This window comes from Bacillus cereus group sp. MYBK15-3 (assembly GCF_051916765.1).
Classification (GTDB): domain Bacteria; phylum Bacillota; class Bacilli; order Bacillales; family Bacillaceae_G; genus Bacillus_A; species Bacillus_A cereus.
The window spans coordinates 1,029,008-1,053,847 of sequence record NZ_JBQAHG010000001.1; the positions used below are offsets into that span (position 1 = coordinate 1,029,008).

Here is a 24,840-nt window from a genome sequence, read left to right on the forward strand (position 1 = left end):
GTAAAATAAATAATCTCAAACTACAAACAGTTTGGGATTATCTTTCTCATTTATTATGCGCATCTAACCACGAAATTAAATCTTTAAATACTTCATCCTTATTTACTTCATGAAACATTTCATGTCTACCATTTTCATATAAACGTAGTGTCACGTCTTTCACACCACATTTTTTATAGTTTTCATATACTTCTTTTACACCTTTCCCCATATCGCCAACAGGATCACGATCACCAGAGAATATATGTATTGGAAGATTCTTTGGCGTCTTCTTGTATTCTTCTAGTTTATTTACTTCTAATACACCAGAAAATAATTCTCGGTAAAAACTCGTCGTACAAATGAAACCACATAACGGATCCGCAATATATTTATCAACTTGATTATTATCTGAAGATAACCAATCAAATTTTGTACGATTTGGCTTAAAGTTCGAATTGAAGTTTCCGAAAGATAAAAAGTTTAACATTGGACTTTTCGTTTTTGCCCCGCGCAACTTCATTTCGATTGTTGCTACTTTATGACCAATAACTCCTAAAAGCCCTGGATTTCCACCTGTTCCTGAAATCAGAAATCCATCATATAATTCGCCTCTAAGTTGTACAGCACGTCTTGATAAAAAAGAACCCATACTATGTCCAAGTAAAAACAAAGGACTTGACTGCTCTTCTTTTATCCTTTCTGAAACAAAGATAACATCCGATACAACTTGATTCCACCCTATATTTGGTTCAAAATGACCATAATCTTCTTCTTTTTTTACTGTTTTCCCATGTCCTTTATGATCATGCGCATAAACACCATACCCTGCTTCCAATAAAGCATCCACAAATTCTGTATACACCCCTGCATGCTCTGTCATGCCATGTGCAATTTGAATAATTCCTCTCGGATCTCCTTCTGGTAACCACTTACGCAAATAAATTTCCGATCCATCCAATGCCGTAACGAAACTTTCCTGTACATTCATTTCGTCAGCTCCCAACTCTATTATGTATACCTTTAAGAGAAATGAATATCCATTCACTTTTCTTATTTTATATTATATGTAATTGCTTTCATTATGACAAATGATGTATTTTTCAGACTTGCTTTCAAACTGATCTCTTGACGAACCTAAAATAAAATTATATAGTTACTTACATAAAGTAACTATATAATTTTTAGGAGGTTTCTACTATTATGATGCCATCATTATTTTTAGCACATGGTTCGCCTATGCTCGCTATTCAAGATACAGACTATACACGATTTTTAAAAACACTTGGAAAAACATATAAACCGAAAGCAATTGTTATTTTCACTGCTCACTGGGAAAGTGAAGTATTAACGATTTCCTCATCAGATAACGAGTATGAAACAATTTATGATTTTGGAGGTTTTCCCCCTGAGTTATACGAAATCAAATATCGTGCGAAAGGCTCTTCTAGCATTGCATCTATGTTAGAAACAAAATTTAAGAACAAAGGTATTTCAGTCCATCATAATATGACGAGAGGTTTAGATCATGGTTCATGGACACTCCTGCACCGCATATATCCAGAAGCAAATATTCCTGTCGTGCAAATATCAGTCAATCCATTCCTTTCTGCAAAAGAACAATTTAAAATTGGAGAAGCACTTAAAGGACTCGGACAAGAAGATATTTTAGTAATCGGGAGTGGTGTTACCGTCCATAACTTACGAGCTTTGAAATGGAATCAAACTACACCTGAAAAATGGGCAATTGAATTTGATGATTGGATTATTAAACATATGCAGCATAACGATAAAGATGCATTGTTTAATTGGGAGAAAAATGCTCCTCATGCACAATTAGCAGTACCAAGAGCAGAACATTTTGTTCCTTTATTTATCGCTATGGGAAGTGGTGAAAATAGCGGTGAAGTCATTCACCGTAGTTACGAGCTTGGTACATTAAGTTATCTTTGTCTTCGATTTTAAAGAAAAGGATGAAGCACATGCTGCTTCATCCTTTTTCTTTTTCATTCACTTAGTTAACTAACTTCCAAATGTCGTTTCTCTGATACCTCTTCGTTCTTATTATGAAAATAAACCCAGATACACGCAATAAATAATAGTGATGATGTAGAGAGGAAAACATATTGGAAGCCTGCATGCGCTGCAATTTGTCCCCCGAGCACTGGACCAATCATATTTCCTAAAAACTGAAATGATTGATTATATCCAAATATCCGTCCCGTAACATGGGTTGGTGTATGTTGTTTTAGTAGAGTTTGTACGGAAGGTAATAATCCTGCTTGTGCGATACCTAATAAAAATCGAAGAATTAATAGTTGCCAAGCTGAGGTTACAAATGCTTGCGGGATAAAAATAATTCCTGCAGCAAATAACGCTACAACTAACGTTTTTTGAGGACCGATATGATCTGATAATCTTCCTAGTCTTGGTGCTGCCAAAATAACGGCTAATCCTGTTGCTGACATAACTGCTCCCGCAATTGTTTCAATATGTGCAGTATGAGGACCTACTAAATTTTTCACGTACAATGTAACAATTGGTTGAACTGACATATTAGCAAGTTGAATAATAAATGTTGTTACAAATAAACTAATAATTAAATGCTTCGCTGGGACCATCGTCCATACTTTTTTCGGCTGTGTTTTTTTTGCTTGAGCAGAGTGATTTTCTTCATGCAAGAAGAAAAAAACGATGAGAAAGGAAAGGAATAAAAAAGCTCCTGTAACAAGAAAGACATGACGCATTCCAATTAACTCAGACAAATATCCACCAAGTAATGGACCAAGTAAAGAACCGCTCACGCCACCAGTTGAAATTGTAGAAATTGCCCAACCTGAATGTTCTTTCGGAGTTTCTGCTGCAATAAATGTCATTGCGGTTGAAAGGAAACCAGATACTGCTCCCATTAAAAATCTTAGTGCGACTAATTGATATACATCCGTTACAAACCCCATAAGCGTCATAATAATTGCCATACCGAGGCTAGCACGAATAAGCATCAGTTTCCGTCCATGTATATCACCAAGCTTTCCCCATATTGGCGATACGATCGCACCCATTAAAAATGTTACACCAAATGCAAGTCCCGACCACTGTGCAATACTTGAAGTGCCAGTTACTCCTAATTCCTCAATATAAAAAGATAAGAAAGGAATTACTAAACTCATACCGGCTGCAGTGGTAAAACAACCTAGCCAACAAATCATTAAATTTCGTTTCCAGCTGGCCATTTTCACACCTTCTTTCTTTAGATACCCATTCTACACCCTTTCTTGTAAAAAGTTTAGTAATTTGCTTTTTATGCAAGATTTACTACAAAACCCGCTATTTTCTAGTAAAAACCACTACATCTCTACATCATTTTCATAATAAAACCAACTCCTCTATATGAAGTTGGTTACTTATTATCTATCGGTATTAAACGAGCATTACAATTTCTCTCGTAAAACTCAATGGGACCTGCTTGTCCAATAATCGCATATTCATATCCATCTTGCTTCATATTATATAAACAATGATACAATAATTCTTTTCCTACACCTTTCACACGATTTTGTTTCGCTATGCCCATTGGACCAAACAATCCTTTCTTTCCTCTCACTACATCGTAACAGGCGAAACCAACTATTACTTCCTCCTGCTGTGCAATATAGATAGGTAACTTTTCATTATATGTCCGAAATCCGTAATCAACCGACTGTAACCACCGTTTACAAAATTCAGCCGCCACAAATCGTGATAACTTATCAAAATCAGAAGGACTAGCTCTTCTTACATGACAAAATAATGTGTTATAAGTAGGTTTAAAACTATTTAAATCAACCGCTAAGTCTCTCGGTGCAGCTGTAATACGTAATATATCTTCTTGCATTTGTGTATGTATAAATTCGCCAATATCTGTATCTACACGAAATAACGCATACATAATATGTCCTTCATTGATTACTACTTGCTGAAAGCGTTCCATACGTTTCTTCGCTATTTGTAAAATTTCTATCGCCTTATAAGATAGTTTATATTGCCCTATTTTTTTATACTCTTGATTATGTAAATCGAATCGTTTTCGTAACGAAAGTTTTTCTGAAAAATCTGGACCGACTTTATGAAACAAATACATATATAACTCAGCGCAAACTTCTGTACCTTCTTTACACATACCTATAAACAGATGGACCGGGTGAATTATGTTATACTCACTCTCTTCTGCTGCAATCTCCAATATTTTATGCACACGTTTTGTAAATTGAAATTCCTCCATATGTGTTTCCACCCTCTACTAATTTACTAACAAACCGTAACCATAAATAATTGAAACAATTACACCCACTACTAATATACCTGGAAGTAAATTTGCCACTTTAATTTTAATAAATCCGAGTAAGTTTAATCCGATAGCAGATATCATAATGCCGCCCGTAGCCGTCATCTCCACTATAAATTGGTTCATTAATTCTTTTGGGACAAAACTATTAATTTGTGTTGCAAAAACTGCAATACCACCTTCATATAAAACAACTGGAATCGCCGAAAATACTACGCCAATTCCTAGAGTTGTCGTTAATATAATAGAAATAAATCCATCGATAATTGCCTTGGTAAATAAAATATTATGATTTCCGCGAATCCCACTGTCAAGTGCACCAAGTATCCCCATCGCACCAATTGCAAAAATTAAAGTAGCTGTTACAAAACCTTCTGATATGCTTCCTTTCCCCTTCGATCCAACTTTATTTTCTAGCCAATCCCCTAAATGTTTTAACTTTTCTTCTAATTGTAACCATTCTCCAATTACCGTACCAATCACTAAACTCAGTATGACAACAAGAAAGTTTTCACTTTTTAATGCCATTTGAAGCCCAAGCACAGTAACCGCTAAACCGATTGCGTGCATTATCGTCCCTTTCATACTTTCTGGAATCCTACTAAATAATTTACCAAGTAAAGTACCAAATATAATACAAATCCCATTTACAACTGCTCCTAATATAACCATTTCTCATTCTTCACCCTTCGAATTCTTTATTTCTATATTTTGGTTTGTACATTGATTTACAGGTTATCTATATGTTAACTTAATATTGAGAATATTAACAAATGTTTTCCGCTACATAACCCGCTGTTTTTTTGTAACTTTAATTACCTTTAATAGATTCAGTGTTAATTTAATTGCGGGATAATATTAAAAGGGAAGGTATATATGAAAACTTTACTAAAACGATTTTTGTTAATAGCCTTTTTCATTACACCGATTGTTTTATTAATCAATTACTCTTTTATTTCAAAAGCAAAAGACAAACACGATTTACAAAACAAATCTAGTAAAACCGCTTCAAAAAGCGAAAAGAAAATAGAAGACAAAGAAATCACACTCACCTTCTCTGGTGATACAATGTTTGATTGGCAATTACGTCCTATAATTGAAAAGAATGGGGCTGATTATCCATTCCAACATGTAAAAGAAGAAATAAAAAAAGCTGATATTTCTTTTGTGAATTTAGAATCGGCATTTACAACGAAAGAAAAGAAAGCACCTGGGCAATTGTTTTGGATTAAAAGTGATCCATCTACACTACAAGCTATTAAAAACACTGGATATGACATCGTAAATATTGGGAATAACCACACACTTGATTATGGGCAAGATGGATTATTAGATACGATTTCTCACGTAGAAAAATTAAAGTTCCCTTACATTGGAGCCGGAAAAAATGCAAAAGATGCATATACAGCACGAGAAATGACCGTAAAAGGGAAAAAGTTTAAATTTCTTTCCTTCGTTCGATTTATGCCTGATTCTAATTGGGTAGCTCGTGAGAATAAACCTGGCGTTGCGAATGGCTATGATTTAAATCTTGTAACAAAAACAATTAAAGAACAAAAACAAGATGCAGACTATTTAATCGTCTATATGCATTGGGGCGTTGAAAAATCAAACCGTCCGGTAGAATACCAAAAGCAATATGTACCTAAAATGGTTGAAGCAGGAGCTAACGCGATTGTCGGAAGCCATCCACATTGGTTACAAGGGTTTGAGTATTATAATAAAGTTCCTATCGCTTACTCATTAGGTAACTTTTTATTCCCAAGTTATGTGAATGGAAAAAGCGCCGAAACTGGCGTATTAACTTTAACTTTTAAAGGAAAGGATGTCCAAATGTCATTCAATCCTTATATCATTCGCAACAACCAAGTTTCCCCTGTAAATGAGGAAGAAAAGAAAAAAGCTCTTCAATATTTACAAACAATTTCAACTGATGTAGAAATTGATGATACAGGGAAAATAAAAAATAAACGAAACTAGACAGCTCAAGATCTATTTCTCTGTAATCTACTTTACAGAATAGGTGATAAACATGCTGAAAAACTTATTAGAAAATGTAAGTTTGTTAGAAAATATTTATAAAATGTCTATAGCCGTTCTACTTTTATGTTCAGTTTTTTCTGTTAGATTTCTAAAAAAAATAAAACGCGAACGAAAACTTACTACCTTTGAATTTACTATGTATGTAATTATTCGCATTGCGATATTTTTTTGGTTAACTAGCTTTATTCTTCTTGAATTTAATGAGTATCTAGTTTAACTATAAAAAAGATAGAACAAGCACTATATTTCCTCGCTTGTATCTATCTTTTTTATTTAGATGCTTATTCTTCCCTTCTATTAAATAAGCAAATCAAACAAAACAGGGTTTTTATTAAGCTCCATAAATTGAATATTATTTTCTTTAAAGCGAGTAATTAATTGCTCATAATCTTCTTTATGTTTTAACTCTACTCCGACTAATGCTGGACCATTTTCCTTATTATGTTTCTTAATATACTCAAAACGAGTAATATCATCTTCTGGCCCTAATCCTTTATCAAGAAATTCTCTTAACGCGCCTGAACGCTGTGGGAATTCAATGATGAAATAATGCTTTAACCCTTCATAAATGAGAGATCGTTCTTTCATTTCTTGCATTCTATCAATGTCATTATTTCCACCACTTAGCGTACATACAACTGTTTTACCTTTTATTTCATCACTGTATAAATCAAGTGCTGCAATAGAGAGTGCACCAGCCGGTTCAGCTACAATCGCATTTTTCTTATACAGTTCTAAAATCGTCGTACAAACTTTCCCCTCTGGTACTAAAACGATGTCATCAATTACATCTTTACAAGTTTCAAAAGTTAACTTTCCTACCTTTTTAACCGCTGCCCCATCAACAAAACTATCTATTTTCTCTAATGCGACATTATCATTTTGAAGAAAAGCCTCTTTCATAGAGGCAGCTCCCATCGGTTCTACACCAATAACCTTTGTAGTAGGACTAACACCTTTTACATATGTACCAACACCTGATGCTAATCCACCACCGCCGATTGCCGTAAAGATATAATCAACCGGTTTCTCCATATCATGCATAATTTCAACTGCCACTGTCCCTTGACCAGCAACTACATACGGATCATCAAACGGATGAACAAATGTCATTCTATTTTCTTCACAATAACACTGTGCTTCTTGGAAAGAGCTATCGAATGTATCACCAACTAATACAATCTCTGCGAAATCACCACCGAAAAATTGTACTTGTGATACTTTTTGTTTCGGTGTTGTTGTGGGCATAAATATTTTCGACGGAATCTTCAATAAATTACATGTATAAGCAACTCCTTGCGCATGATTACCAGCACTTGCACAAACAACACCGTTTTGTAACTTTTCTTTCGGTAAACTTTGAATCAAATTGTATGCACCACGAATTTTGAAAGAGCGAATTAATTGTAAATCTTCTCGTTTTACATAAACGTCACAATCATATTTCTCAGATAAAACTGTATCACGTTGTAACGGTGTTTTAATAACGATATCTTTCATGCAATTATGAGCCATTAAGATATCTTCAATTTTCACTCTCTCCTTTACCTTTTGCACCATTATATATCATCCTTATCTTTTTTAAATTGGCTCAATCAAAATGTGGGATTTTCAGAACAGCCCCTGTATTCGCCGATGTTACCATTTGTGCATAACGTCCAAGCCAGCCAGTTTTCACTTTCGGTTCTGGTCGTTTCCATTCTTTTTTACGCTTATCTAATTCCTCATCACTCACTCTTACTTCTAGCAAGCGTTCTTCAACATCAATACATACAATATCCCCTTGTTCAAGAAGTGCGATCGTTCCACCAGCTGCTGCTTCTGGTGAAATATGTCCTACTGAAATTCCACGTGAAGCTCCAGAGAAACGTCCATCCGTTAATAATGCAACCTCAGCACCTAATCCCATTCCAGCAATTGCTGATGTTGGTGCTAACATTTCTGGCATACCAGGGCCACCTCTTGGTCCTTCATAACGAATGACAACTACATCTCCTTTTTTCACTTTCCCAAGCATAATGCCAGCAAGTGCCTCATCTTGTGAATTAAAAATAACGCAAGGTCCTTCAAAACGCTTTACCTCTGTTGCACCGCTTTTAATAACCGCTCCATCTTTCGCAAGGTTGCCTTTTAATATACGCAATCCTCCTTCCTCACTATGAGGGTTTTCAAGAGAGTGAATAACTTCCTTATCTTTAATCTCTGCCTCAGCAATATTTTCTCTTAATGTTTGCCCCGTAGCAGTTATTCGATCAAGATGAAGTACTCCTTCTTTCCGGCTCATCTCTTTCAAAATTGCACTAATCCCGCCCGCACGATCAATATCTTCCATATGCCAATTGGAAGCAGGGCTTACTTTACATAAATGTGGTACACGTCTTGAAACGGCATCAATACGGTTCATATCGTAATCTAATCCAGCCTCTTGCGCGAGCGCCAATGTATGCAACACTGTATTTGTTGAACCGCCCATCGCCATATCAAGCGCAAACGCATCATCAATTGCTTCTTCCGTTACAATGTCTCTTGGTTTAATATCTCTTTCAATTAAAATTTTCAATTTCTCTGCTGCTTGTTTAATTAACCCTTCACGTCTTGGATCAATTGCTAAAATACTCCCGTTACCAGGAAGAGCTAAACCTAACACTTCACATAAACAATTCATAGAGTTCGCGGTAAACATACCCGAACAAGAGCCACAAGATGGACAGCCATGATCTTCAATATCTTTTAATTCTTCTTCTGAAATTTTCCCAGATTGATAAGCTCCTACTCCTTCAAAAACGGAACTCAGATCAACAACTTCTCCTTTAGATGTTTTTCCTGCTGCCATTGGGCCGCCTGAAACAAACACAGTCGGAATATTAATACGTAGTGCAGCCATCATCATACCTGGTGTAATTTTGTCACAGTTTGGAATACAAATCATGCCGTCAAACCAGTGTGCATTTACAACCGTTTCTACTGAATCTGCAATTATTTCACGACTCGGAAGAGAATAACGCATACCGATATGTCCCATCGCAATACCATCGTCAACTCCAATTGTATTGAATTCAAATGGTACCATACCCGCCGCACGAACTGCCTCTTTTACAAGTTTCCCAAACTCGTTCAAGTGTTTATGCCCTGGAATAATTTCAATAAAAGAATTACAAATCGCTATGAAAGGTTTATCAAAATCTTCATCTTTCAAACCAGTTGCTTTTAATAAACTACGGTGCGGCGCTTTATCAAAACCTTTTTTAATCATGTCACTTCTCATCTTGTCAAATCCCCTCTTACATATTTTTCATTTATACTCTCTCACTCTATTTCTTTACTAATTCTTTCGGTGCATGAATCCAACTCATCATTTCACGAAGCTCTGCCCCCACTTTTTCTAATTGATGATTTTGTTCTGCTTTTTTCATTGCGTTATACGTCGGACGCCCTGCTTGATTTTCTAAAATCCATTTCTTCGCAAATTCACCTTGCTGAATTTCTGTCAGAACACGCTTCATTTCCTTCTTCGTTTCATCTGTAACAATTCTCGATCCTGTTACATAATCTCCAAATTCTGCCGTATCTGAAATAGAATGGCGCATATTCGTTAATCCACCTTCGTACATTAAGTCAACAATTAGCTTTAATTCATGCAAACATTCAAAGTATGCAATTTCAGGACGATATCCACCTTCCGTTAACGTTTCGAACCCGGCCTTCACAAGTGCAGTTACCCCGCCGCAAAGTACAGCTTGCTCACCGAATAAATCCGTTTCGGTTTCTTCTTGGAATGTCGTTTCAATTACACCCGCACGTGTACAACCTACACCTTTTGCATACGCTAATGCTACATGTAGCGCTGTTCCCGTCGCATCTTGATGCACTGCGACTAATGCCGGAACACCATTTCCTTCTTGATATACACGGCGAACGAGATGACCTGGACTTTTTGGCGCAACCATTGCTACATCTACGTAACTTGGCGGATTAATTTGGCCGAAGTGAATGTTAAATCCATGTGAGAAAAGTAACATTTGTCCTTCACGGAGATTCTCTTCTACTTCTGATTTATATACATGTGCTTGCTGTTCATCTGGCAATAACATTTGTACAACTTGTGCGGTTCGAACCGCTTCTGAAACAGACATTACTTCAAATCCATCTGCTTTTGCTACTTCATACGATTTACCAGGTCTAACACCAACTACAACTTCCACACCTGAATCACGTAAATTTTGTGCCTGCGCATGCCCTTGAGATCCATAACCAATTACCGCAACTGTTTTCCCTTGTAATAACTCTACATTTGCATCTTTCTCATAATACGTTTTCATACTCCATACACCCCTTATAATTTATTTACTTGCAGTACATCAATTAATTTTTTCAACTGACTAACAAGTAATGTCGCTTCATTTTCAGTACAAACTGCTGTGAGTTTCATTTCAGAAACGCCACTCGTATCTCTTTCGTTTAAATGTAAAGAAGAAATATAATAGCCACGCCGAGCAAAAATTCCACTTATACGTAATAAGACACTTGGCTCGTTATGAATAACGAGTGAAAAAGTATGACTCATTCTTCCCACCTCTTCATAATCATTTCGTTATTCCCTTTGTTTGGCGGAACCATCGGAAATACGTTTTCACCTTCTTCTACACAAAAATCAACTACGACAGGACCTTCGTGAGCAAATGCTTCTAACACCACTTGTTTCGCCTCTGTTGAATTTGTCGCCCTTAATCCCTTCACTCCATAAGCTTCTGCCACTTTCACAAAATCTGGTGAGCCAATTTTTGACTCTGATAAACGATTTTCATAAAACATTTCTTGCCATTGCCTTACCATCCCTAAAAATTTGTTATTTATAATAAATACTTTTACAGGGATGTTATTTTCAGCAATTGTTTGTAGTTCTTGAATGTTCATTTGAAAAGAAGCATCACCTGCAATACAAACGACGAGTTCTTCTTCTTTTGCAAGCTGAGCACCAATTGCCGCTGGGAACCCAAACCCCATTGTTCCTAATCCTCCAGAGGTAAGGAACGTCCGAGGTTTTCTTGCTTTATAGAAGTGAGCAGCCCACATTTGATGCTGTCCTACTTCTGTTGTGACAATCGCTTCACCATTCGTTAATTCACTTACTAAGTTGATCACATGCTGTGGTTTTAACTCAGATTCTTTTTGCTTATAAGAAAGTGGATATTCTTCTTTCCATGCCTTTACTTTCTGAAGCCATTCATCTGTTTGTGTATAAATAGACATATGTAACAACATGTGTAACGCTTTTTTCACATCACCAACAATCGGATGCTCTACAGTTACATTTTTATGAAACTCAGAAGGATCAATATCAATATGTACTTTTTTCGAGTGCGGAGAAAAAAGTTCTAATTTCCCTGTTACACGATCATCGAAGCGAACACCTAATGCAAGTAGTAAATCACATTCTGTTACCGCCATATTAGCAGCGTATGTCCCATGCATACCAAGCATCCCTAGAAACAATGGATCTCCCGGTGGATATGCACCAAGTCCCATTAAAGTTGAAACGACTGGAATACGGTTCTCCCTTGCGAATTCGAAGAGTTCATCGGATCCACCTGAATGAATGACACCTCCTCCAATATAAAGAAGTGGACGCTTTGATTTTGAAATTGCTTTAGCCACCTCTCTAAGTTTCATGCTGTCTGGTACAAGTTCTGGTTTGTACCCCGGAATATCAACTTCTTCATTAAAGAAACTGGTGACTTTTGCATTTTGAACATCTTTTGGAATATCGATTAATACTGGTCCCGGTCGTCCGCTTTTGGCGATGTAAAAAGCTTCTTGCACAATTCGTGATACATGATTTACATCACGAACTTGGTAATTATGCTTCGTAACAGGTACTGTAATTCCGACAACATCCGCTTCTTGAAATCCATCTTTACCAATTAAAGGCGTTGCAACTTGGCCGGTAATGACAACTAAAGGAATCGAATCCATATAAGCGTCTGCTAAGCCCGTAACTAAATTTGTCGCCCCTGGGCCAGAGGTAGCAAAGACTACCCCGACCTTCCCAGAAGCTCTCGCATATCCTTCAGCCGCATGAATGGCAGCTTGTTCATGACGAGTTAAAACATGTTTCAAACCACTTTCGTATAACGCATCGTATACTGGTAAAATCGCTCCGCCTGGATAGCCGAAAACGGTCGTTACACCCAATTTCTTCAAACCTTGAATCACGTGCCCAGCGCCTGTCATTTCTTCACACTGTAACTTCTCATACGCTGTATACTGCTGCTTCATTTCAATTAACTCCTCTCCTTATTTATGCTAAGCTTTCCGTCAGCCCGGGAACACGTACTCCTCTTTCTCTCGTTAATTTTTTAAATTCTTCGGTCAATTGTTTCGTTACACTTCCTGGTTTCCCATCTCCAATTTCTCTCGAATCAACTTTTACAACTGGAATTAACTCCGCTGCTGTTCCTGTTAAAAATACTTCATCCGCTACATATACGTCATGGCGAGTGAATGGTCTTTCCTCACACGGAATACTCAGTCGTTCACATAGCTCGATAACACTATTTCTCGTAATACCTTCTAATGCCCCTAAATAGGATGGCGGGGTTAATACTTTTCCATCTTTCACAACGAAAACATTATCGCCAGAACCTTCACAAACATATCCTTGTTGATTTAACATAAGAGCCTCTAACACTCCTGCTTGTGCCGCCTCAATTTTTACAAGTACGTTATTTAAATAATTCATTGACTTAATACGTGGATCTAACGCGTCTGGCGTATTACGTCTTGATGCAACAGATACAACGCTTAGCCCATTATCATAAAATTCTTGTGGGAATAACTTTAATTGTTCTGCAATGATAATTACGCTCGGCTTCACACAACTTCTCGGATCGAGTCCTAAGTCACCTTTTCCTCTTGAGACAATTAAGCGAATATAAGCATCAGCGTATTCATTTTTTTGGAGTGTATGTAAAACTGCTTCTTCCATTTCTTCTACCGTCATTGGAATTGTTAGTAAAATAGATTTCGCTGATTCATACAATCGTTTCACATGTTCTTTTAAACAAAATACATTTCCTCCGTAACTACGAATCCCTTCAAATACACCGTCTCCGTATAAAAAACCGTGATCATACACTGAAACAACTGCCTTTTCTTTTTCTACAAATTCCCCATTCATGTAAATGTACTGGTTTCCCATCTCACATCGCTCCTCTTTTTTCTCTATTTTTGCAATCTATTTCTACATCGATTGCTGAGATGAGTAATTTTAACAGAATATTCAGTATATAAACCTTAAAAATATACTCGTCTCAACAATCGATTACTTACATACTTGTAGCAATCCATTGCTGAGACGAGGGAATCGTGGTACCACTCAGCTTCCTTATACTTCTCACGAAACATAAGCTCTGCAAGTCCAATTAGACTTTTGTTTTTCTATCGGGAACAACCCCGCTACTTTTTACTAGTTTTCAAAAGTAGTGCTCCAAGGTGATTTTCAATGAGTGAATTGTTACCACCCTCACAGCCTCGGGGCAGCTCTCTGAAACAATCTTTATCATTTACTCTCCTCTTCTACGCATTCTCTTCTTCTATTTTTAAAAATAAAAACTCTCGCCTCAGCAATCAACTACTACAATTTAGTAGCTTTGATTGCTGAGGCGAGAGTTTCGCGTTACCACTCAGCTTCCTTATACTTCTCACGAAATATAAGCTTTGTAGGTCCAATCAGACCTCCGTCCTTTTACCGGAGACGATGCCGCCGCCCTCTACTCAGTTTCCCTTTCGCAAGCGATGCTCCGAGGTGATCTTCAATGATTCGATTGTTACTACCCTCACAGCCTTGGAGTAGCTCTCTGAAACGATCATAATCATCTACTTTCCTCTTCTTTGCATATACAACATATAAAGTTAGAAAATTCTTAATTAACTTTTATTTGTTACACGTATTATAGGACGTTGTTCTTTTCGTTGTCAACATGTTTTCTCAAAAAAATCAAAATTCATTCTATTTATTTTTTCTCAAATCAAAATTGGAATGCATTACTTACATACACTCATATATTACTTAAGTATGTTTGCATTACTACATAAAGAAAAACTTATAAAGTTTATGAGGAGATGAGGAAACTATGTTAAAAGGGAAAGTAGCGTTAGTTACAGGAGCAAGCCGAGGAATTGGACGAGCGATCGCTAAACGTTTAGCAAATGACGGTGCATTGGTTGCTGTTCATTACGGTAATCGAAAAGATGACGCTGAAGAAACTGTTCAGGAAATTCGATCAGATGGTGGCCAAGCTTTTTCTATCGGCGCAAATTTAGAATCCTTACACGGTGTAGAAAACCTTTATAAAGCTTTAGATACTGAATTACAAAAGCGCACTGGTGAAACACAATTTGATATTTTAATAAACAATGCTGGCATTGGTCCTGGTGCTTTTATTGAAGAAACGACTGAACAGTTTTTTGATAGAATGGTTTCAGTAAATGCAAAAGCTCCATTCTTTATCATTCAACTAGCACTACCACGTTTACGTGACAATAGCCGAATTATTAATATTTCATCCGCTGCCACCCGCATTTCTTTACCTGATTTTGTTGCATATAGTATGACGAAAGGCGCTATTAATACAATGACTTTTACGCTAGCAAAACAGCTTGGAACACGAGGAATAACGGTGAATGCAATACTTCCAGGATTTATTAAAACAGATATGAATGCAGAACTCTTGAGCGACCCAATGATGAAGCAGTACGCTACTACTATTTCCGCTTTCAATCGCTTAGGTGAAGTAGAAGACATTGCCGATACTGCTGCATTTCTTGCTTCTCCAGACAGCCGCTGGGTTACTGGACAATTAATTGATGTGAGCGGAGGATCTTGTTTATAAAAAACATATATTTTCAAATCTTTTTTATTGCGCAATAAAACAATTTATATAATACTATATAAAACATATACATTTAGGAGGATTACAGCAATGTCCGAAAAAACATACGAACTCGCAACCTTCGCAGGCGGTTGCTTTTGGTGCATGGTAAAACCATTTGATGAACTTCCTGGTATTCATAAAGTACTTTCTGGCTATGCAGGAGGTCATGTAGAAAATCCAACATATGAACAAGTAAAAGCTGGAACATCTGGACATTTAGAAGTTGTTCAAATTACATTCGATCCTTCTATTTTTCCTTATCAGAAATTACTAGACTTATATTGGCCACAAATCGATCCAACTGACGATGGCGGACAATTTTTTGACCGTGGTCCATCTTATCGTACCGCTATTTTTTACCATAACGAAACACAAAAAGGGCTTGCTGAAAAATCAAAACAAGCTCTTGCTGAAAGCGGTATGTTTAAAGATCCAATCGTGACTGAAATTCGTCCTGCTGCACCTTTTTACGAAGCAGAGGAATACCACCAACATTTCTATAAAAAGAATCCAGAAAAATATGCTACTGAACAAAAAGAATCTGGGCGTGAAGACTTTATAAAAGAAAATTGGCAAAAAAAATAATAAAAACGCATCGTGCTTTTTTAGTACGTTGCGTTTTTATTTTTGATAAAAGTACCATACAATTAACAGAACAATTGCTGTTAGTGACCAAAGTACTATCTCGTTTTTTACTCTATTCTTTTTCTTAGTCATTTCATTTCCTCCTAATAACTATTAAACATATTCAAGTTTTTCTTTGTTTAATTGTCCACCTTATATACGCGAATACATCCTTACAAATTCTAATAGCAAGACCACCAATAATTCCGATTGCAATTGAAATTACTAACATCTGTCCAAAACTAAAAGAATTTGTGTACGTTATGTAGAGAACGATACATATAAGTAAAACATCCGGTAAAAAAAGCAAAAACTTTTTAAGCATTTCTTTATCTCCTCTATACTTTATTTATATCTTCTACTGTAATTTTGAAATATAGTTTGTTCAAAAATTCCATTTAGACCCTCATTTTATGAAAAATAATAAGAATCCCTTTTCAAAAGAGATTCTTATTCAGTAGATTTAAGTTTAATTATTTTCTACATATCCTATTCCATAATTACTCCTAAAATAGAATAATATTACTAATCATTTATTGTAAATTGACTATTTGCCAGGCAACCGAATGTCGCGCCAGCTACCTACATCGCATTGGCCAAATTCATTATTACCTACCGCGACTACCGTGCCATCCGATTTAAGGCCAACAGTATGACAACGCCCCGCCGCTATCATATCTTTGGGCCATCGCTTCACTTTTTCTTTCGATAAAAGGTAATCCATGTTTTACCTCCTTGCATATAAGCAACTGTATCATAATAGATATTTTTATCAAATTTCATTATAAATCTACATTTACAAAGAAAGCTTATTTTACTTCTTTAAAAAATAAAAACCTCCAGTTTAAATACTAGAGGTTTTCTCGTTATTTCTTCAAGCGGTCAATAAAATCGTTCAATTTATCTAGCGATTTCATATTCTGATTGCAAGCTACACCATCTTTGCAAATGTAGTTTCCCTTTTTAACGAAAGTTCCTGGTACATCGCCTTTAATTTCAACTAAAAACATTCCTACTTCTTCATGCCCATGACATAATGAACAAATGCTTTTTTTATTTAAACTTTGGAACGTTCCTTGCAGACCAACAAATTTATTTTTATCATTTTTCGCTATAATAAATTTCCTGCTTGATCCCTTATCAATCCAGCTTAAATAAGATATTTCTTTCATATCTATTTCTTCCATATCAGGAAGTTTTAACTTTTTCGCCTTAGGAAATAACTTTTTTAATGTTTGTGCTGTAACTTCTTGAAACGGAATTACATACGGATTTATTTTCATTAAAAATGATTCTGCATCTTCTCTATTTTGAACTGTTAATACCGTATCAATTAACTCTTTCTGTTCATCCGTTAAATTCTCAAATACATGTATTATCTTTTCAATCGCAAGCGATTTTAACGCTTGAATTACACCTCTATCATTTGCCGTTGCATGCCCGTTTGCTAAAATATAAGCTTGTGATTTTATAAAATTATATTGATCACTTCTAATAAACGCTTCCATCTTTATCACTCCATACAAATTGTTGATCTAGTTTTATTGTATACAATGATTACGTTTTTTGATATGTAAAAGATAACTTAGAAACAAACATTACATATATCACTTATTCTCTACCGCTGCATTTCCTGACAAAAGAAGCCATCATCTGTTTTCCATTCCGCATATAATACGTCTTCAAATTTAGTAATTCCTTTTTGCTTTATTTGTTTATAAAGCCACCCTTCATCAAATCCCGCTTCCCTCAAATTATCCTTAACTACTTTTCCATCACTAATTAATGAAATTGGTAAGTATACAGGCTTATGTTTTAAACTTAAATCATTTACAGTAGGAGATTCGTATTTACTTTTTTTCAAAACGCTTATGTTTCCGTTAGGTTCCAATATCATATATTCAACTTCTCGGATTGAAAATATATCTTTTTGTTGCCTAAGCATTTGTTGTAATTGGTTTATATCCAAATGATTTACGCTTAATTGTTCACGATCAATCTTTCCATTACGAATAATAATTGAAGGATATCCTTCAAAAAACCTTCTTGTCCCTCTTACTTTTTGTGTTATCACTTCAATAGTATAAATTAAAATTACCCAAACAAATACTGAATATAAAATAGACCATACTTTAATTTTAGGATCATATATTGAATTTCCAACGAGCTCACCTAGGACGATTGCAGAAATAAAATCAAAGGGCGTTAGCTGAGATATTTGTGTTTTCCCTAATATTTTTGTAGCAATTAATAGAACAAAAAAACCAATTAAAAGCTCTATCGTTATTTGTCCAATATGATTCATATATGTTCACCTTTCTACTCTTCAAATGTTCTGTATAGCATTTAATAAAAAAACGGCACATTTTTTCTATTATCATGCCCGTTCACACTTCATATATCCAATACATATAAAACAAAAAGAGTCTGATTCAAAGTAATATATGAATCAGACTCTTTTCCTCTTATTTAGAATACACAATCTTTTTAATCGTTTCCCCAGAAAGAAAATATTCTTCTGCAAGTTGATGAATAGCAATCCCACTTTTAAACGCTTCTTTAATTGCTTTATTTCTTTCATCTAATTGTTTTCTTCCGCCAGATCGTGTACCCCATTTATAATGTTTCGTTTCTTGTTTCGGAATGTAAATTGTTTCACCTTGTATATACTTTTGAATTTCAGTAATTAAACTCTCCGGTAAAACAGCATTAGCTTTTACGTATTTCATTTCTGCTCGCCCCTTATTTTTTATGGTTCATTTCAATAAGGTGCAAAGCCAAATATAAAAAATGATACGAGCTCATATAGGCGATTGTATATTACTTGTCTACCTCACGCAAAGTATCGCCATTTCCATACTTGGCTTTGCATGAGACGTTGCAGTGTCTGGCAATTGAATTATAATCGCCATATAAACACCTCCTAATATACCTTTTGTATTTTATTATATGATAAATTCCTTCTCCTTGCATCCACGCCCTTCTTAAAGCACGAAATTACTTAGTTTGATATAATACTTTTTAATTGAATCAAAAATCATTGTGAGGTTACATTATGAAGAAAAAAATTATCATTACGATCGTTACACTATTTTTTATTATCACGGCATTATTCGGAACATACAAATTGATGAACGCAAGAAGCTTTCAATTATTTGGAAATTTAACACAATGTGTAGAAACAAATGAAAAAGTGATCGCTTTAACTTTTGATGATGGCCCTACTAACAATGTAAAACAAATATTACCGTTACTAGATAAATACAACGCTAAAGCTACTTTCTTTTTAATTGGAAATGAATTAGAGAAAAATTTATCGTTAGGAGAAGCTATCGCGCAATCTGGGCACCAACTTGGAAACCATACATATTCTCATAATAGAATGGTTTTCAAAACACCTTCTTTTATTAAAGGTGAAATAGAAAAAACGAATTCATTAATCCGCCAAACAGGATTTACAGGCGAAATTGATTTTAGGCCCCCTAACGGTAAGAAGTTAATAGGGCTGCCATATTATTTAAATAAAAACAATATCGAAACAATCACATGGGATCTTGAGCCCGATACTTTTTATAAATCTGCGGCTGATAAAATTAAATACGTTAATAAAAATGTAAAACCAGGTTCTATCATTTTACTGCACTCTATGTATGATGAGTCTAATGAAAATTTACAAACGATTGAAGGTATTTTAGATTCTTTATCTAAGAAGGGATATCAGTTCGTAACGGTAAACGAACTGCAAAAAAGAGCAAAATAAAAAGGTAGCGTATCTTTGTATGATACGCTACCTTTCTATTTATATAATGCCAAGTACATTTAAGAATACGATAATAATCGCAATTGGTGCGATAAAGCGAAGTAAGAATAACCATAACACAAATACTTTGTATCCTTTATTTTTACTTACACCTAGCTCTTTCATTAATACATCTTTCTTCATTTTTAAAGGAACAAAGATAGAAACTAATAATACACCAAGTGGCATTAATACGTTACTTACTGCATAGTCCGCTAAATCAAAGACTGTCTTCCCGAAAATCTTCAGATCACTTAATATACCGAATGATAATGCTGATGGTACCCCAACAACGAAGATTAATAACCCTACGATTAAGGCCATTTTTTCACGTTTCCCTTTACCTTTTGATGTTAACGATGCAACACTAATTTCTAACATCGAAATTGCTGATGTAATAGTAGCAAAGAAGAATAGTAATAAGAAAACGATGAAGAATAATTTTCCGAATGCCATTTTACTGAAAATAGCTGGCAGTACGATAAATAATAGCCCAGGTCCTTGAGATGGTTCCATTCCAAATGCGAACACTACTGGGAAAATTGCAAGTCCTGCAAGTAATGTAATAACAAGAGTTAAGGCTACGATAGAAAATGCTGAACGTGGTAAGCTTTCTTCTTTCGGTAAGTATGAGCTATACGTTACCATAACGGCTACCCCGACAGATAATGAGAAGAACGATTGCCCCATTGCGTATAATATAACTTCTGATGTTACATGTGAGAAGTCAGGTTGTAAGAAGAAACGAACTCCTTCTCCAGCACCATCTAACGTAAGTGCACGAACGATTAAAACAAAGAATAAAACGAATAATGCTGGCATGAAATATTTATTTACTTTTTCAACACCATTTTGTACACCTTTACTTACGATGAAAATAGTAATTAGGATGAATAATAGCTGTGACCCAACTGCTAAATATGGATTGGAAATGATTTCACCAAACGTAGCTTCGTATGCCCCATTTCCTTCCCATAGTCTACCTGTAATTGCATTCCATAAGTATAATAAAATCCAGCCTCCTACAACACTGTAGAAAGAAAGTAGTATGAAACAAGTTACAATTCCTAATTTCCCTAACCATGGCCATAATGTTTTTGGTGCGATTTCTCTATATGCATCAACGGCCTCTTTTTGTGTACTTCTTCCGATAACGAATTCAGCTAATAATAGTGGTAAACCAATTAATAATGTGAAACCGATGAAAATTAGGAAGAACGCGCCGCCTCCTCCAATGCCGGCCATATATGGGAATTTCCAAATCGCCCCAAGACCAATTGCCGAACCTGCTGCAGCTAATACGAAACCTAATTTCGATGTCCATTGCTGTGAATTCATTTGTTAATCTCCTCTCTATCTCTTTTTCTTTGTTACAATTCGGTATTTATATTGTTCTATCAATACTCTTTTCTAATACGTTCACTTCCTCCCTAATAATAAAAAAACGCCCCTACGTAAATACGTAGGGACGACAAAAATATCGCGGTACCACCCTAGTTGTGAAGAACACTAAGAAACCACCTAAATAAAAACGCCCCTACGCAAAAACGTAGGGACGATAAAATATCGCGGTACCACCCTAGTTATGAAGCCACACCAAAGTTAGGACCTAAATAAAAAACGTCCCTACGTAAATACGTAGGGACGATAAATATCGCGGTACCACCCTAGTTGTGAAAAAATCTTCACCACTTTATTTGATAACGGTATAAACTACCGTCTTTCATTTCCTCAAAATATGAGATTTATGAAAGATGCTCCAGGACGAACTTCATGAATAATCTATATACTGATTCACACCAACCATCAGCTCTCTGAAATAGGGAGATATTCACTACTATACCCTTTCATTGCCCAAATATTATTTTCCGAATTGATTACTATCATTTTTATCACACATTAAAAATAGTGTCAACTTATATTTCGAATTTTTATGTATTACAATCTATTTAAAAATTCGAAATATAAGTTTTAGTTTAGAAAACAAGTAGCTTAGTACATAACGAATTCTAACAGGCAATAGAAAAAGAATTACGTATTATTGATACTTATTCAATAATACAAATCATCTAGAAACATAACCTGTCTCTCTGTATTCATTTTTTAAGAGTTTGATGGATACCAAGAAAATTTCGCATCACTATCCAGTGGTCTATTTTTTGTTTCTTCTTTAATTACACGAAACCATTCATTTAGAATTTGAGTTTTGGGCAATTGAGCAGCAAGGCTATCTTCCCAAATTATATGTGAGAACCAGGCTTTCGTTTCCCATTCAAACTGCAATTGTGCGAACGAAATTATAGGGTGATCAGCTCCACGAAATTGCTCATTTACTGCATTTGAAACTTCTGGAGCTTGCGGTAACAACTCGTTCTGAATTCTATTTCTTATCGTCTCATTTTCTAGCTGATCCCAGAAATACAATTGCCCATTTATTTGATAAAAAATATCAAATGAAGCCTCACCTTTCTTCAAATTCAATAACACGAAGGCACGTTCCACATCATTGTCAGCCGCTTTTACAGCATTAACAATTATATTTTGTGCCATTGATACCCAGTAACTAGTCGCTTCCTCTACCGGTGATTCAACATACAATTCTTCACTTAATTCATGAAGAGTAGCTTCTTGCTCATTTACTTTTTCAACTTTTTTAAAAAACCTATTAAAAAAACCCATAACTTCCCCCTTATTACTATTTTCTATTTCACAAAATAAAAAATAGATTTTTCTTGCTCATCCACATTTACTCCTGGCGCGTATGTATGAACTTGTTGCAACACTTCTTCTATTAGCAACTCTAACTCCTGCACACTTTTTTCTGGATTCCCTATTAATGTGTCCGCCATACGTTCATATAATTTTTCAGGTTTAATAGTCATTCGTTCCACATTATTAGGCATCCATTTAAACGCTGGATGATGTACGTACATTTTATTCAAACCAAATAAAACACCGAATACGTTCCTTTGTACTTCGCAAATAACGTCATAAAGCATAAGCCAATCTTTCCGTTTTAAAAGCGCCTTTCGATTGTGCCAACGATTACTTAACCATAGATTTTCTGAAATCATCAGTTTTGCTAGTTCATCTGGATATGCCGCTACTTTTTCTTTTAATTCATTCACTTTCCCTTCTCCATACAAACTAACACCATCATGAATGGATGATACAATACATTGTTTTTCATAATTTATATCATATTGATCCACCACATCCGAAATTACTGTCTCTACTGTCTCTGTTAAAAAGTTACTAATCTCTAATTTAATTCCCTCTTTCGTTAAATACGTTTCCGACCATTCTTCTTCCTCATACGGATGATACGATAATATTTTCCCATCAATATGATAAATAGGGGCCCTACGATCCTCATCTTCCGGCGGTGTTGACCATAAAATATGTAATTCTATATCTGAATGTTCATCTTCAAGCTTTCTAGCTACTGAACCCGCTAAAATAATAGCTTCTACTTTCGGATTTTGCCTATAAATCTCTGACATCTCTATCGCTCTCTCTTTTAATCCCATTTCATTTCCCCCTAAAATTGCAGTAATCCCCTATATTTCATTTATCTATTTCGATATTACAGCTTGCATTACCTTTTCAAATTCCTACTTAATCATATTTCTATCCAATAGCGCTGAATAACTTCACCAGTACGAGAAGAAACTACTTCATTTTCTAACACACCTCCAACCTTTTGAATCGTTTTAGCAGAACCGATATTGGATTTATCGCAAGTTATTAATACTTTCTGCAATCCTAATTTTTGCGCTTCAGCTAATGCAAGTTGTAGTTGTTTCGTAGCGTAACCGTGGCGACGTTTATTCGGATGGACACTATATCCAATATGACCGCTTTCCCGTAATAATTCTGGATTTAATCTATGTCTAATATTCACAAAACCTATAAGTTCCCCTTTTTCAAAACTTAAAAACTGACTAGATGGCACTCGATTAGCTAGTAAATTTTCTCCTAGTTCTTGTTTACTCACTTTTTCAAACCATTCATCAAGAGAATCAAAGTTTTGTAAAGAACTACTTCCATGTGGTTGTTCCCCTGAGTGTAAAAACGCTTGTCTATACGCCGTAATACGCTCACTATATTCATGGATTGGTTTTAATAGTTTCATTGTTCTTCTCCCCCTCTTCATTCCATAAAACAAACACCTTAATAGCAGCTATTCACTATTAAGGTGTTTCTATCCTTTTTATTCAAATAACCCCATGCTCAAATAACGTTCACCTGTATCAGGCGCAATACATAAAACTTTTTTACCAACGCCTAGACGTTTCGCTATCATGATTGCAGCGTAAACAGATGCTCCAGAAGATGGCCCAACTAATAATCCTTCTTGTCTAGCTAAGTTTCTCATTGTCGTTAAAGCCTCTTCGTCTGCAATTTGAATAATTTCGTTATACACTTCTGTATTTAAGTTTTTCGGAATAAATCCTGGGCTTGTTCCTACTAGTTTATGAGGACCTGGTACACCACCGGATAAAACGGGAGATCCTTTCGGTTCCACTACTGCAATATATAAGTTTGGCAATTTCTCTTTTAACGTTTCACCAGTCCCTGTAATCGTTCCGCCTGTTCCTGCCGTTGCAACAAAAGCATCAAGCTCTCCCTCCATTTGTTCGTAAATTTCAAGTGCAGTCGTATAACGGTGAATATTCGGATTAGCTGGATTTTCAAATTGTTGCGGGATAAAACTATTCTGTATTTGTTTTTGCAGTTCTAACGCCTTCGCAATTGCTCCTGGCATTCTTTGTTCTGCTGGTGTTAAAACTACTTCTGCCCCGTATGCTTTCAATAAATTAATACGCTCTTTTGACATATTGTCTGGCATAATTAAAATCGCTTTATACCCTTTAGCTGCTGCGTTCATCGCTAAACCAATTCCTGTATTCCCGCTTGTCGGTTCAATAATTGTATCCCCTGGTTTAATGAGACCATTTTCTTCTGCAACGTGAAGTAAATTATAAGCAGCACGGTCTTTCACACTACGTGATGGATTAAACATTTCTAGTTTCACATACACGTCCGCTGCGTCTTCCGGAATAAATTTAGATAATCGGACGACAGGTGTATCTCCTATTAATTCTGTTACGTTTTCACATAATTTCATAGTGCAT

The 24,840-nt window shown here is 35.6% G+C and carries 25 protein-coding genes, 1 pseudogene and 2 other annotated features; of the genes and pseudogenes, 6 read left to right on the top strand and 20 right to left on the bottom strand.

Going from position 1 to position 24,840, the window contains the following annotated elements:
- Positions 1 to 46 precede the first annotated feature (46 nt).
- On the bottom strand, positions 47 to 970 hold the full coding sequence (locus ACTFR8_RS05220; RefSeq protein WP_001102587.1) for an alpha/beta hydrolase: 924 nt from the start codon (positions 968 to 970) through the stop codon (positions 47 to 49).
- Positions 971 to 1,182: 212 nt separating this feature from the next.
- Here ACTFR8_RS05220 and ACTFR8_RS05225 point away from each other — a divergent pair, with 212 nt between their 5' ends.
- Positions 1,183 to 1,944 carry a DODA-type extradiol aromatic ring-opening family dioxygenase gene (locus tag ACTFR8_RS05225; RefSeq protein ID WP_000982922.1) on the top strand — a complete coding sequence of 254 codons (762 nt, stop codon included), beginning with the start codon at positions 1,183 to 1,185 and terminating at the stop codon, positions 1,942 to 1,944.
- A 53-nt stretch (positions 1,945 to 1,997) separates the two neighbouring features.
- On the opposite strand, the gene ACTFR8_RS05230 is transcribed toward ACTFR8_RS05225, so the two are convergent.
- From ACTFR8_RS05230 to ACTFR8_RS05240, 3 genes are all read right to left on the bottom strand, one after another.
- Positions 1,998 to 3,212: a multidrug efflux MFS transporter gene (locus tag ACTFR8_RS05230; protein ID WP_000179303.1), complete on the bottom strand. Its 1,215-nt coding sequence runs from the start codon at positions 3,210 to 3,212 to the stop codon at positions 1,998 to 2,000.
- A 167-nt stretch (positions 3,213 to 3,379) separates the two neighbouring features.
- Positions 3,380 to 4,240, bottom strand: coding sequence for a GNAT family N-acetyltransferase (locus tag ACTFR8_RS05235; RefSeq protein ID WP_000390846.1), 861 nt, complete (start codon positions 4,238 to 4,240; stop codon positions 3,380 to 3,382).
- An 18-nt stretch (positions 4,241 to 4,258) separates the two neighbouring features.
- Positions 4,259 to 4,975: a DUF554 domain-containing protein gene (locus ACTFR8_RS05240; protein ID WP_000236035.1), complete on the bottom strand. Its 717-nt coding sequence runs from the start codon at positions 4,973 to 4,975 to the stop codon at positions 4,259 to 4,261.
- Between the two features lie 204 nt (positions 4,976 to 5,179).
- On the opposite strand from ACTFR8_RS05240, the gene ACTFR8_RS05245 reads away from it, so the two are divergent.
- Positions 5,180 to 6,283 carry a CapA family protein gene (locus ACTFR8_RS05245; protein WP_000854527.1) on the top strand — a complete coding sequence of 368 codons (1,104 nt, stop codon included), beginning with the start codon at positions 5,180 to 5,182 and terminating at the stop codon, positions 6,281 to 6,283.
- 52 nt (positions 6,284 to 6,335) lie between these two features.
- Entirely contained in the window at positions 6,336 to 6,563 is a 228-nt protein-coding gene (locus tag ACTFR8_RS05250; RefSeq protein WP_000916802.1) for a hypothetical protein, read from the top strand.
- A gap of 80 nt (positions 6,564 to 6,643) precedes the next feature.
- Here ACTFR8_RS05250 and ilvA read toward each other — a convergent pair whose 3' ends face one another.
- Genes ilvA through ilvE form a run of 6 tightly spaced genes read right to left on the bottom strand, consistent with a single transcriptional unit; the run spans position 6,644 to position 13,544 of the window.
- Complete coding sequence (gene ilvA, locus ACTFR8_RS05255; RefSeq protein ID WP_000250325.1) at positions 6,644 to 7,906, bottom strand: threonine ammonia-lyase IlvA; 1,263 nt, start codon at positions 7,904 to 7,906, stop codon at positions 6,644 to 6,646.
- 31 nt (positions 7,907 to 7,937) lie between these two features.
- Complete coding sequence (ilvD, locus tag ACTFR8_RS05260) at positions 7,938 to 9,611, bottom strand: dihydroxy-acid dehydratase (RefSeq protein ID WP_001255830.1); 1,674 nt, start codon at positions 9,609 to 9,611, stop codon at positions 7,938 to 7,940.
- A 46-nt stretch (positions 9,612 to 9,657) separates the two neighbouring features.
- The gene (ilvC, locus tag ACTFR8_RS05265) at positions 9,658 to 10,665 is read right to left on the bottom strand and encodes a ketol-acid reductoisomerase (protein WP_000861136.1); all 1,008 of its coding nucleotides are present in this window, start codon (positions 10,663 to 10,665) and stop codon (positions 9,658 to 9,660) included.
- 14 nt (positions 10,666 to 10,679) lie between these two features.
- Positions 10,680 to 10,910 carry an ACT domain-containing protein gene (locus tag ACTFR8_RS05270; protein ID WP_000019916.1) on the bottom strand — a complete coding sequence of 77 codons (231 nt, stop codon included), beginning with the start codon at positions 10,908 to 10,910 and terminating at the stop codon, positions 10,680 to 10,682.
- Entirely contained in the window at positions 10,907 to 12,622 is a 1,716-nt protein-coding gene (ilvB, locus tag ACTFR8_RS05275; protein WP_000813473.1) for an acetolactate synthase large subunit, read from the bottom strand. The genes ACTFR8_RS05270 and ilvB overlap by 4 nt, the downstream gene beginning before the upstream one ends.
- Before the next feature lie 22 nt (positions 12,623 to 12,644).
- A complete protein-coding gene (gene ilvE, locus ACTFR8_RS05280; RefSeq protein ID WP_000528156.1) occupies positions 12,645 to 13,544 on the bottom strand; it encodes a branched-chain-amino-acid transaminase in 900 nt (299 codons plus the stop codon).
- 149 nt (positions 13,545 to 13,693) lie between these two features.
- Positions 13,694 to 13,933, bottom strand: a binding site (T-box leader).
- A gap of 545 nt (positions 13,934 to 14,478) precedes the next feature.
- Between ilvE and ACTFR8_RS05285 the strand changes: the two genes are divergently transcribed.
- Together ACTFR8_RS05285 and msrA are read left to right on the top strand one after the other, a co-directional pair.
- On the top strand, positions 14,479 to 15,237 hold the full coding sequence (locus tag ACTFR8_RS05285) for an SDR family oxidoreductase (RefSeq protein WP_000911816.1): 759 nt from the start codon (positions 14,479 to 14,481) through the stop codon (positions 15,235 to 15,237).
- Between the two features lie 90 nt (positions 15,238 to 15,327).
- Entirely contained in the window at positions 15,328 to 15,864 is a 537-nt protein-coding gene (msrA, locus tag ACTFR8_RS05290; RefSeq protein ID WP_001291883.1) for a peptide-methionine (S)-S-oxide reductase MsrA, read from the top strand.
- Positions 15,865 to 16,027: 163 nt separating this feature from the next.
- Here msrA and ACTFR8_RS05295 read toward each other — a convergent pair whose 3' ends face one another.
- From ACTFR8_RS05295 to ACTFR8_RS05315, 5 genes and pseudogenes are all read right to left on the bottom strand, one after another.
- A complete protein-coding gene (locus tag ACTFR8_RS05295; RefSeq protein ID WP_000913385.1) occupies positions 16,028 to 16,228 on the bottom strand; it encodes a hypothetical protein in 201 nt (66 codons plus the stop codon).
- Between the two features lie 240 nt (positions 16,229 to 16,468).
- Positions 16,469 to 16,627: pseudogene (locus ACTFR8_RS05300) on the bottom strand (RCC1-like domain-containing protein); the annotation flags it as partial.
- Between the two features lie 142 nt (positions 16,628 to 16,769).
- Positions 16,770 to 17,411, bottom strand: coding sequence for a FusB/FusC family EF-G-binding protein (locus tag ACTFR8_RS05305; protein WP_000387064.1), 642 nt, complete (start codon positions 17,409 to 17,411; stop codon positions 16,770 to 16,772).
- A gap of 110 nt (positions 17,412 to 17,521) precedes the next feature.
- Positions 17,522 to 18,208 carry a DUF421 domain-containing protein gene (locus tag ACTFR8_RS05310; protein ID WP_001015535.1) on the bottom strand — a complete coding sequence of 229 codons (687 nt, stop codon included), beginning with the start codon at positions 18,206 to 18,208 and terminating at the stop codon, positions 17,522 to 17,524.
- Between the two features lie 160 nt (positions 18,209 to 18,368).
- Entirely contained in the window at positions 18,369 to 18,632 is a 264-nt protein-coding gene (locus ACTFR8_RS05315) for a CD3324 family protein (RefSeq protein WP_000878325.1), read from the bottom strand.
- A 326-nt stretch (positions 18,633 to 18,958) separates the two neighbouring features.
- Between ACTFR8_RS05315 and ACTFR8_RS05320 the strand changes: the two genes are divergently transcribed.
- A complete protein-coding gene (locus ACTFR8_RS05320; protein WP_000726864.1) occupies positions 18,959 to 19,663 on the top strand; it encodes a polysaccharide deacetylase family protein in 705 nt (234 codons plus the stop codon).
- 39 nt (positions 19,664 to 19,702) lie between these two features.
- Here the strand turns inward: ACTFR8_RS05320 and ACTFR8_RS05325 are convergent, their stop codons facing one another.
- The 5 genes from ACTFR8_RS05325 to cysK all read right to left on the bottom strand — a co-directional run bounded on the left by ACTFR8_RS05325 (position 19,703) and on the right by cysK (position 24,833).
- On the bottom strand, positions 19,703 to 21,040 hold the full coding sequence (locus ACTFR8_RS05325) for a sodium-dependent transporter (protein ID WP_001088188.1): 1,338 nt from the start codon (positions 21,038 to 21,040) through the stop codon (positions 19,703 to 19,705).
- 299 nt (positions 21,041 to 21,339) lie between these two features.
- Positions 21,340 to 21,562: a binding site (T-box leader), on the bottom strand.
- Positions 21,563 to 21,805: 243 nt separating this feature from the next.
- Entirely contained in the window at positions 21,806 to 22,381 is a 576-nt protein-coding gene (locus ACTFR8_RS05330) for a hypothetical protein (RefSeq protein ID WP_000505545.1), read from the bottom strand.
- A 23-nt stretch (positions 22,382 to 22,404) separates the two neighbouring features.
- Positions 22,405 to 23,232, bottom strand: a complete 828-nt coding sequence (locus tag ACTFR8_RS05335) for a DUF4037 domain-containing protein (RefSeq protein ID WP_000523214.1) — start codon at positions 23,230 to 23,232, stop codon at positions 22,405 to 22,407.
- 92 nt (positions 23,233 to 23,324) lie between these two features.
- A complete protein-coding gene (locus tag ACTFR8_RS05340) occupies positions 23,325 to 23,837 on the bottom strand; it encodes a GNAT family N-acetyltransferase (RefSeq protein WP_000771279.1) in 513 nt (170 codons plus the stop codon).
- A 78-nt stretch (positions 23,838 to 23,915) separates the two neighbouring features.
- On the bottom strand, positions 23,916 to 24,833 hold the full coding sequence (gene cysK / locus ACTFR8_RS05345; RefSeq protein WP_000762282.1) for a cysteine synthase A: 918 nt from the start codon (positions 24,831 to 24,833) through the stop codon (positions 23,916 to 23,918).
- Between the last annotated feature and the right edge of the window lie 7 nt (positions 24,834 to 24,840).

What these genes read in the sequence shown, in the direction of transcription:
- ACTFR8_RS05320 (WP_000726864.1), top strand. Translation starts at nt 18,959, where the DNA reads ATGAAGAAAAAAATTATCATTACGATCGTTACACTATTTTTTATTATC.
- ilvD (WP_001255830.1), bottom strand. Translation starts at nt 9,611, where the DNA reads ATGAGAAGTGACATGATTAAAAAAGGTTTTGATAAAGCGCCGCACCGT.
- ACTFR8_RS05335 (WP_000523214.1), bottom strand. Translation starts at nt 23,232, where the DNA reads ATGGGATTAAAAGAGAGAGCGATAGAGATGTCAGAGATTTATAGGCAA.
- ilvC (WP_000861136.1), bottom strand. Translation starts at nt 10,665, where the DNA reads ATGAAAACGTATTATGAGAAAGATGCAAATGTAGAGTTATTACAAGGG.
- ACTFR8_RS05340 (WP_000771279.1), bottom strand. Translation starts at nt 23,837, where the DNA reads ATGAAACTATTAAAACCAATCCATGAATATAGTGAGCGTATTACGGCG.
- ACTFR8_RS05250 (WP_000916802.1), top strand. Translation starts at nt 6,336, where the DNA reads ATGCTGAAAAACTTATTAGAAAATGTAAGTTTGTTAGAAAATATTTAT.
- ACTFR8_RS05305 (WP_000387064.1), bottom strand. Translation starts at nt 17,411, where the DNA reads ATGGAAGCGTTTATTAGAAGTGATCAATATAATTTTATAAAATCACAA.
- ilvA (WP_000250325.1), bottom strand. Translation starts at nt 7,906, where the DNA reads ATGGTGCAAAAGGTAAAGGAGAGAGTGAAAATTGAAGATATCTTAATG.
- ACTFR8_RS05315 (WP_000878325.1), bottom strand. Translation starts at nt 18,632, where the DNA reads ATGAAATACGTAAAAGCTAATGCTGTTTTACCGGAGAGTTTAATTACT.
- ACTFR8_RS05225 (WP_000982922.1), top strand. Translation starts at nt 1,183, where the DNA reads ATGATGCCATCATTATTTTTAGCACATGGTTCGCCTATGCTCGCTATT.
- ACTFR8_RS05330 (WP_000505545.1), bottom strand. Translation starts at nt 22,381, where the DNA reads ATGGGTTTTTTTAATAGGTTTTTTAAAAAAGTTGAAAAAGTAAATGAG.
- ilvE (WP_000528156.1), bottom strand. Translation starts at nt 13,544, where the DNA reads ATGGGAAACCAGTACATTTACATGAATGGGGAATTTGTAGAAAAAGAA.
- ACTFR8_RS05240 (WP_000236035.1), bottom strand. Translation starts at nt 4,975, where the DNA reads ATGGTTATATTAGGAGCAGTTGTAAATGGGATTTGTATTATATTTGGT.
- ACTFR8_RS05325 (WP_001088188.1), bottom strand. Translation starts at nt 21,040, where the DNA reads ATGAATTCACAGCAATGGACATCGAAATTAGGTTTCGTATTAGCTGCA.
- ilvB (WP_000813473.1), bottom strand. Translation starts at nt 12,622, where the DNA reads ATGAAGCAGCAGTATACAGCGTATGAGAAGTTACAGTGTGAAGAAATG.
- ACTFR8_RS05235 (WP_000390846.1), bottom strand. Translation starts at nt 4,240, where the DNA reads ATGGAGGAATTTCAATTTACAAAACGTGTGCATAAAATATTGGAGATT.
- ACTFR8_RS05230 (WP_000179303.1), bottom strand. Translation starts at nt 3,212, where the DNA reads ATGGCCAGCTGGAAACGAAATTTAATGATTTGTTGGCTAGGTTGTTTT.
- msrA (WP_001291883.1), top strand. Translation starts at nt 15,328, where the DNA reads ATGTCCGAAAAAACATACGAACTCGCAACCTTCGCAGGCGGTTGCTTT.
- cysK (WP_000762282.1), bottom strand. Translation starts at nt 24,833, where the DNA reads ATGAAATTATGTGAAAACGTAACAGAATTAATAGGAGATACACCTGTC.
- ACTFR8_RS05270 (WP_000019916.1), bottom strand. Translation starts at nt 10,910, where the DNA reads ATGAGTCATACTTTTTCACTCGTTATTCATAACGAGCCAAGTGTCTTA.
- ACTFR8_RS05245 (WP_000854527.1), top strand. Translation starts at nt 5,180, where the DNA reads ATGAAAACTTTACTAAAACGATTTTTGTTAATAGCCTTTTTCATTACA.
- ACTFR8_RS05285 (WP_000911816.1), top strand. Translation starts at nt 14,479, where the DNA reads ATGTTAAAAGGGAAAGTAGCGTTAGTTACAGGAGCAAGCCGAGGAATT.
- ACTFR8_RS05310 (WP_001015535.1), bottom strand. Translation starts at nt 18,208, where the DNA reads ATGAATCATATTGGACAAATAACGATAGAGCTTTTAATTGGTTTTTTT.
- ACTFR8_RS05220 (WP_001102587.1), bottom strand. Translation starts at nt 970, where the DNA reads ATGAATGTACAGGAAAGTTTCGTTACGGCATTGGATGGATCGGAAATT.
- ACTFR8_RS05295 (WP_000913385.1), bottom strand. Translation starts at nt 16,228, where the DNA reads ATGCTTAAAAAGTTTTTGCTTTTTTTACCGGATGTTTTACTTATATGT.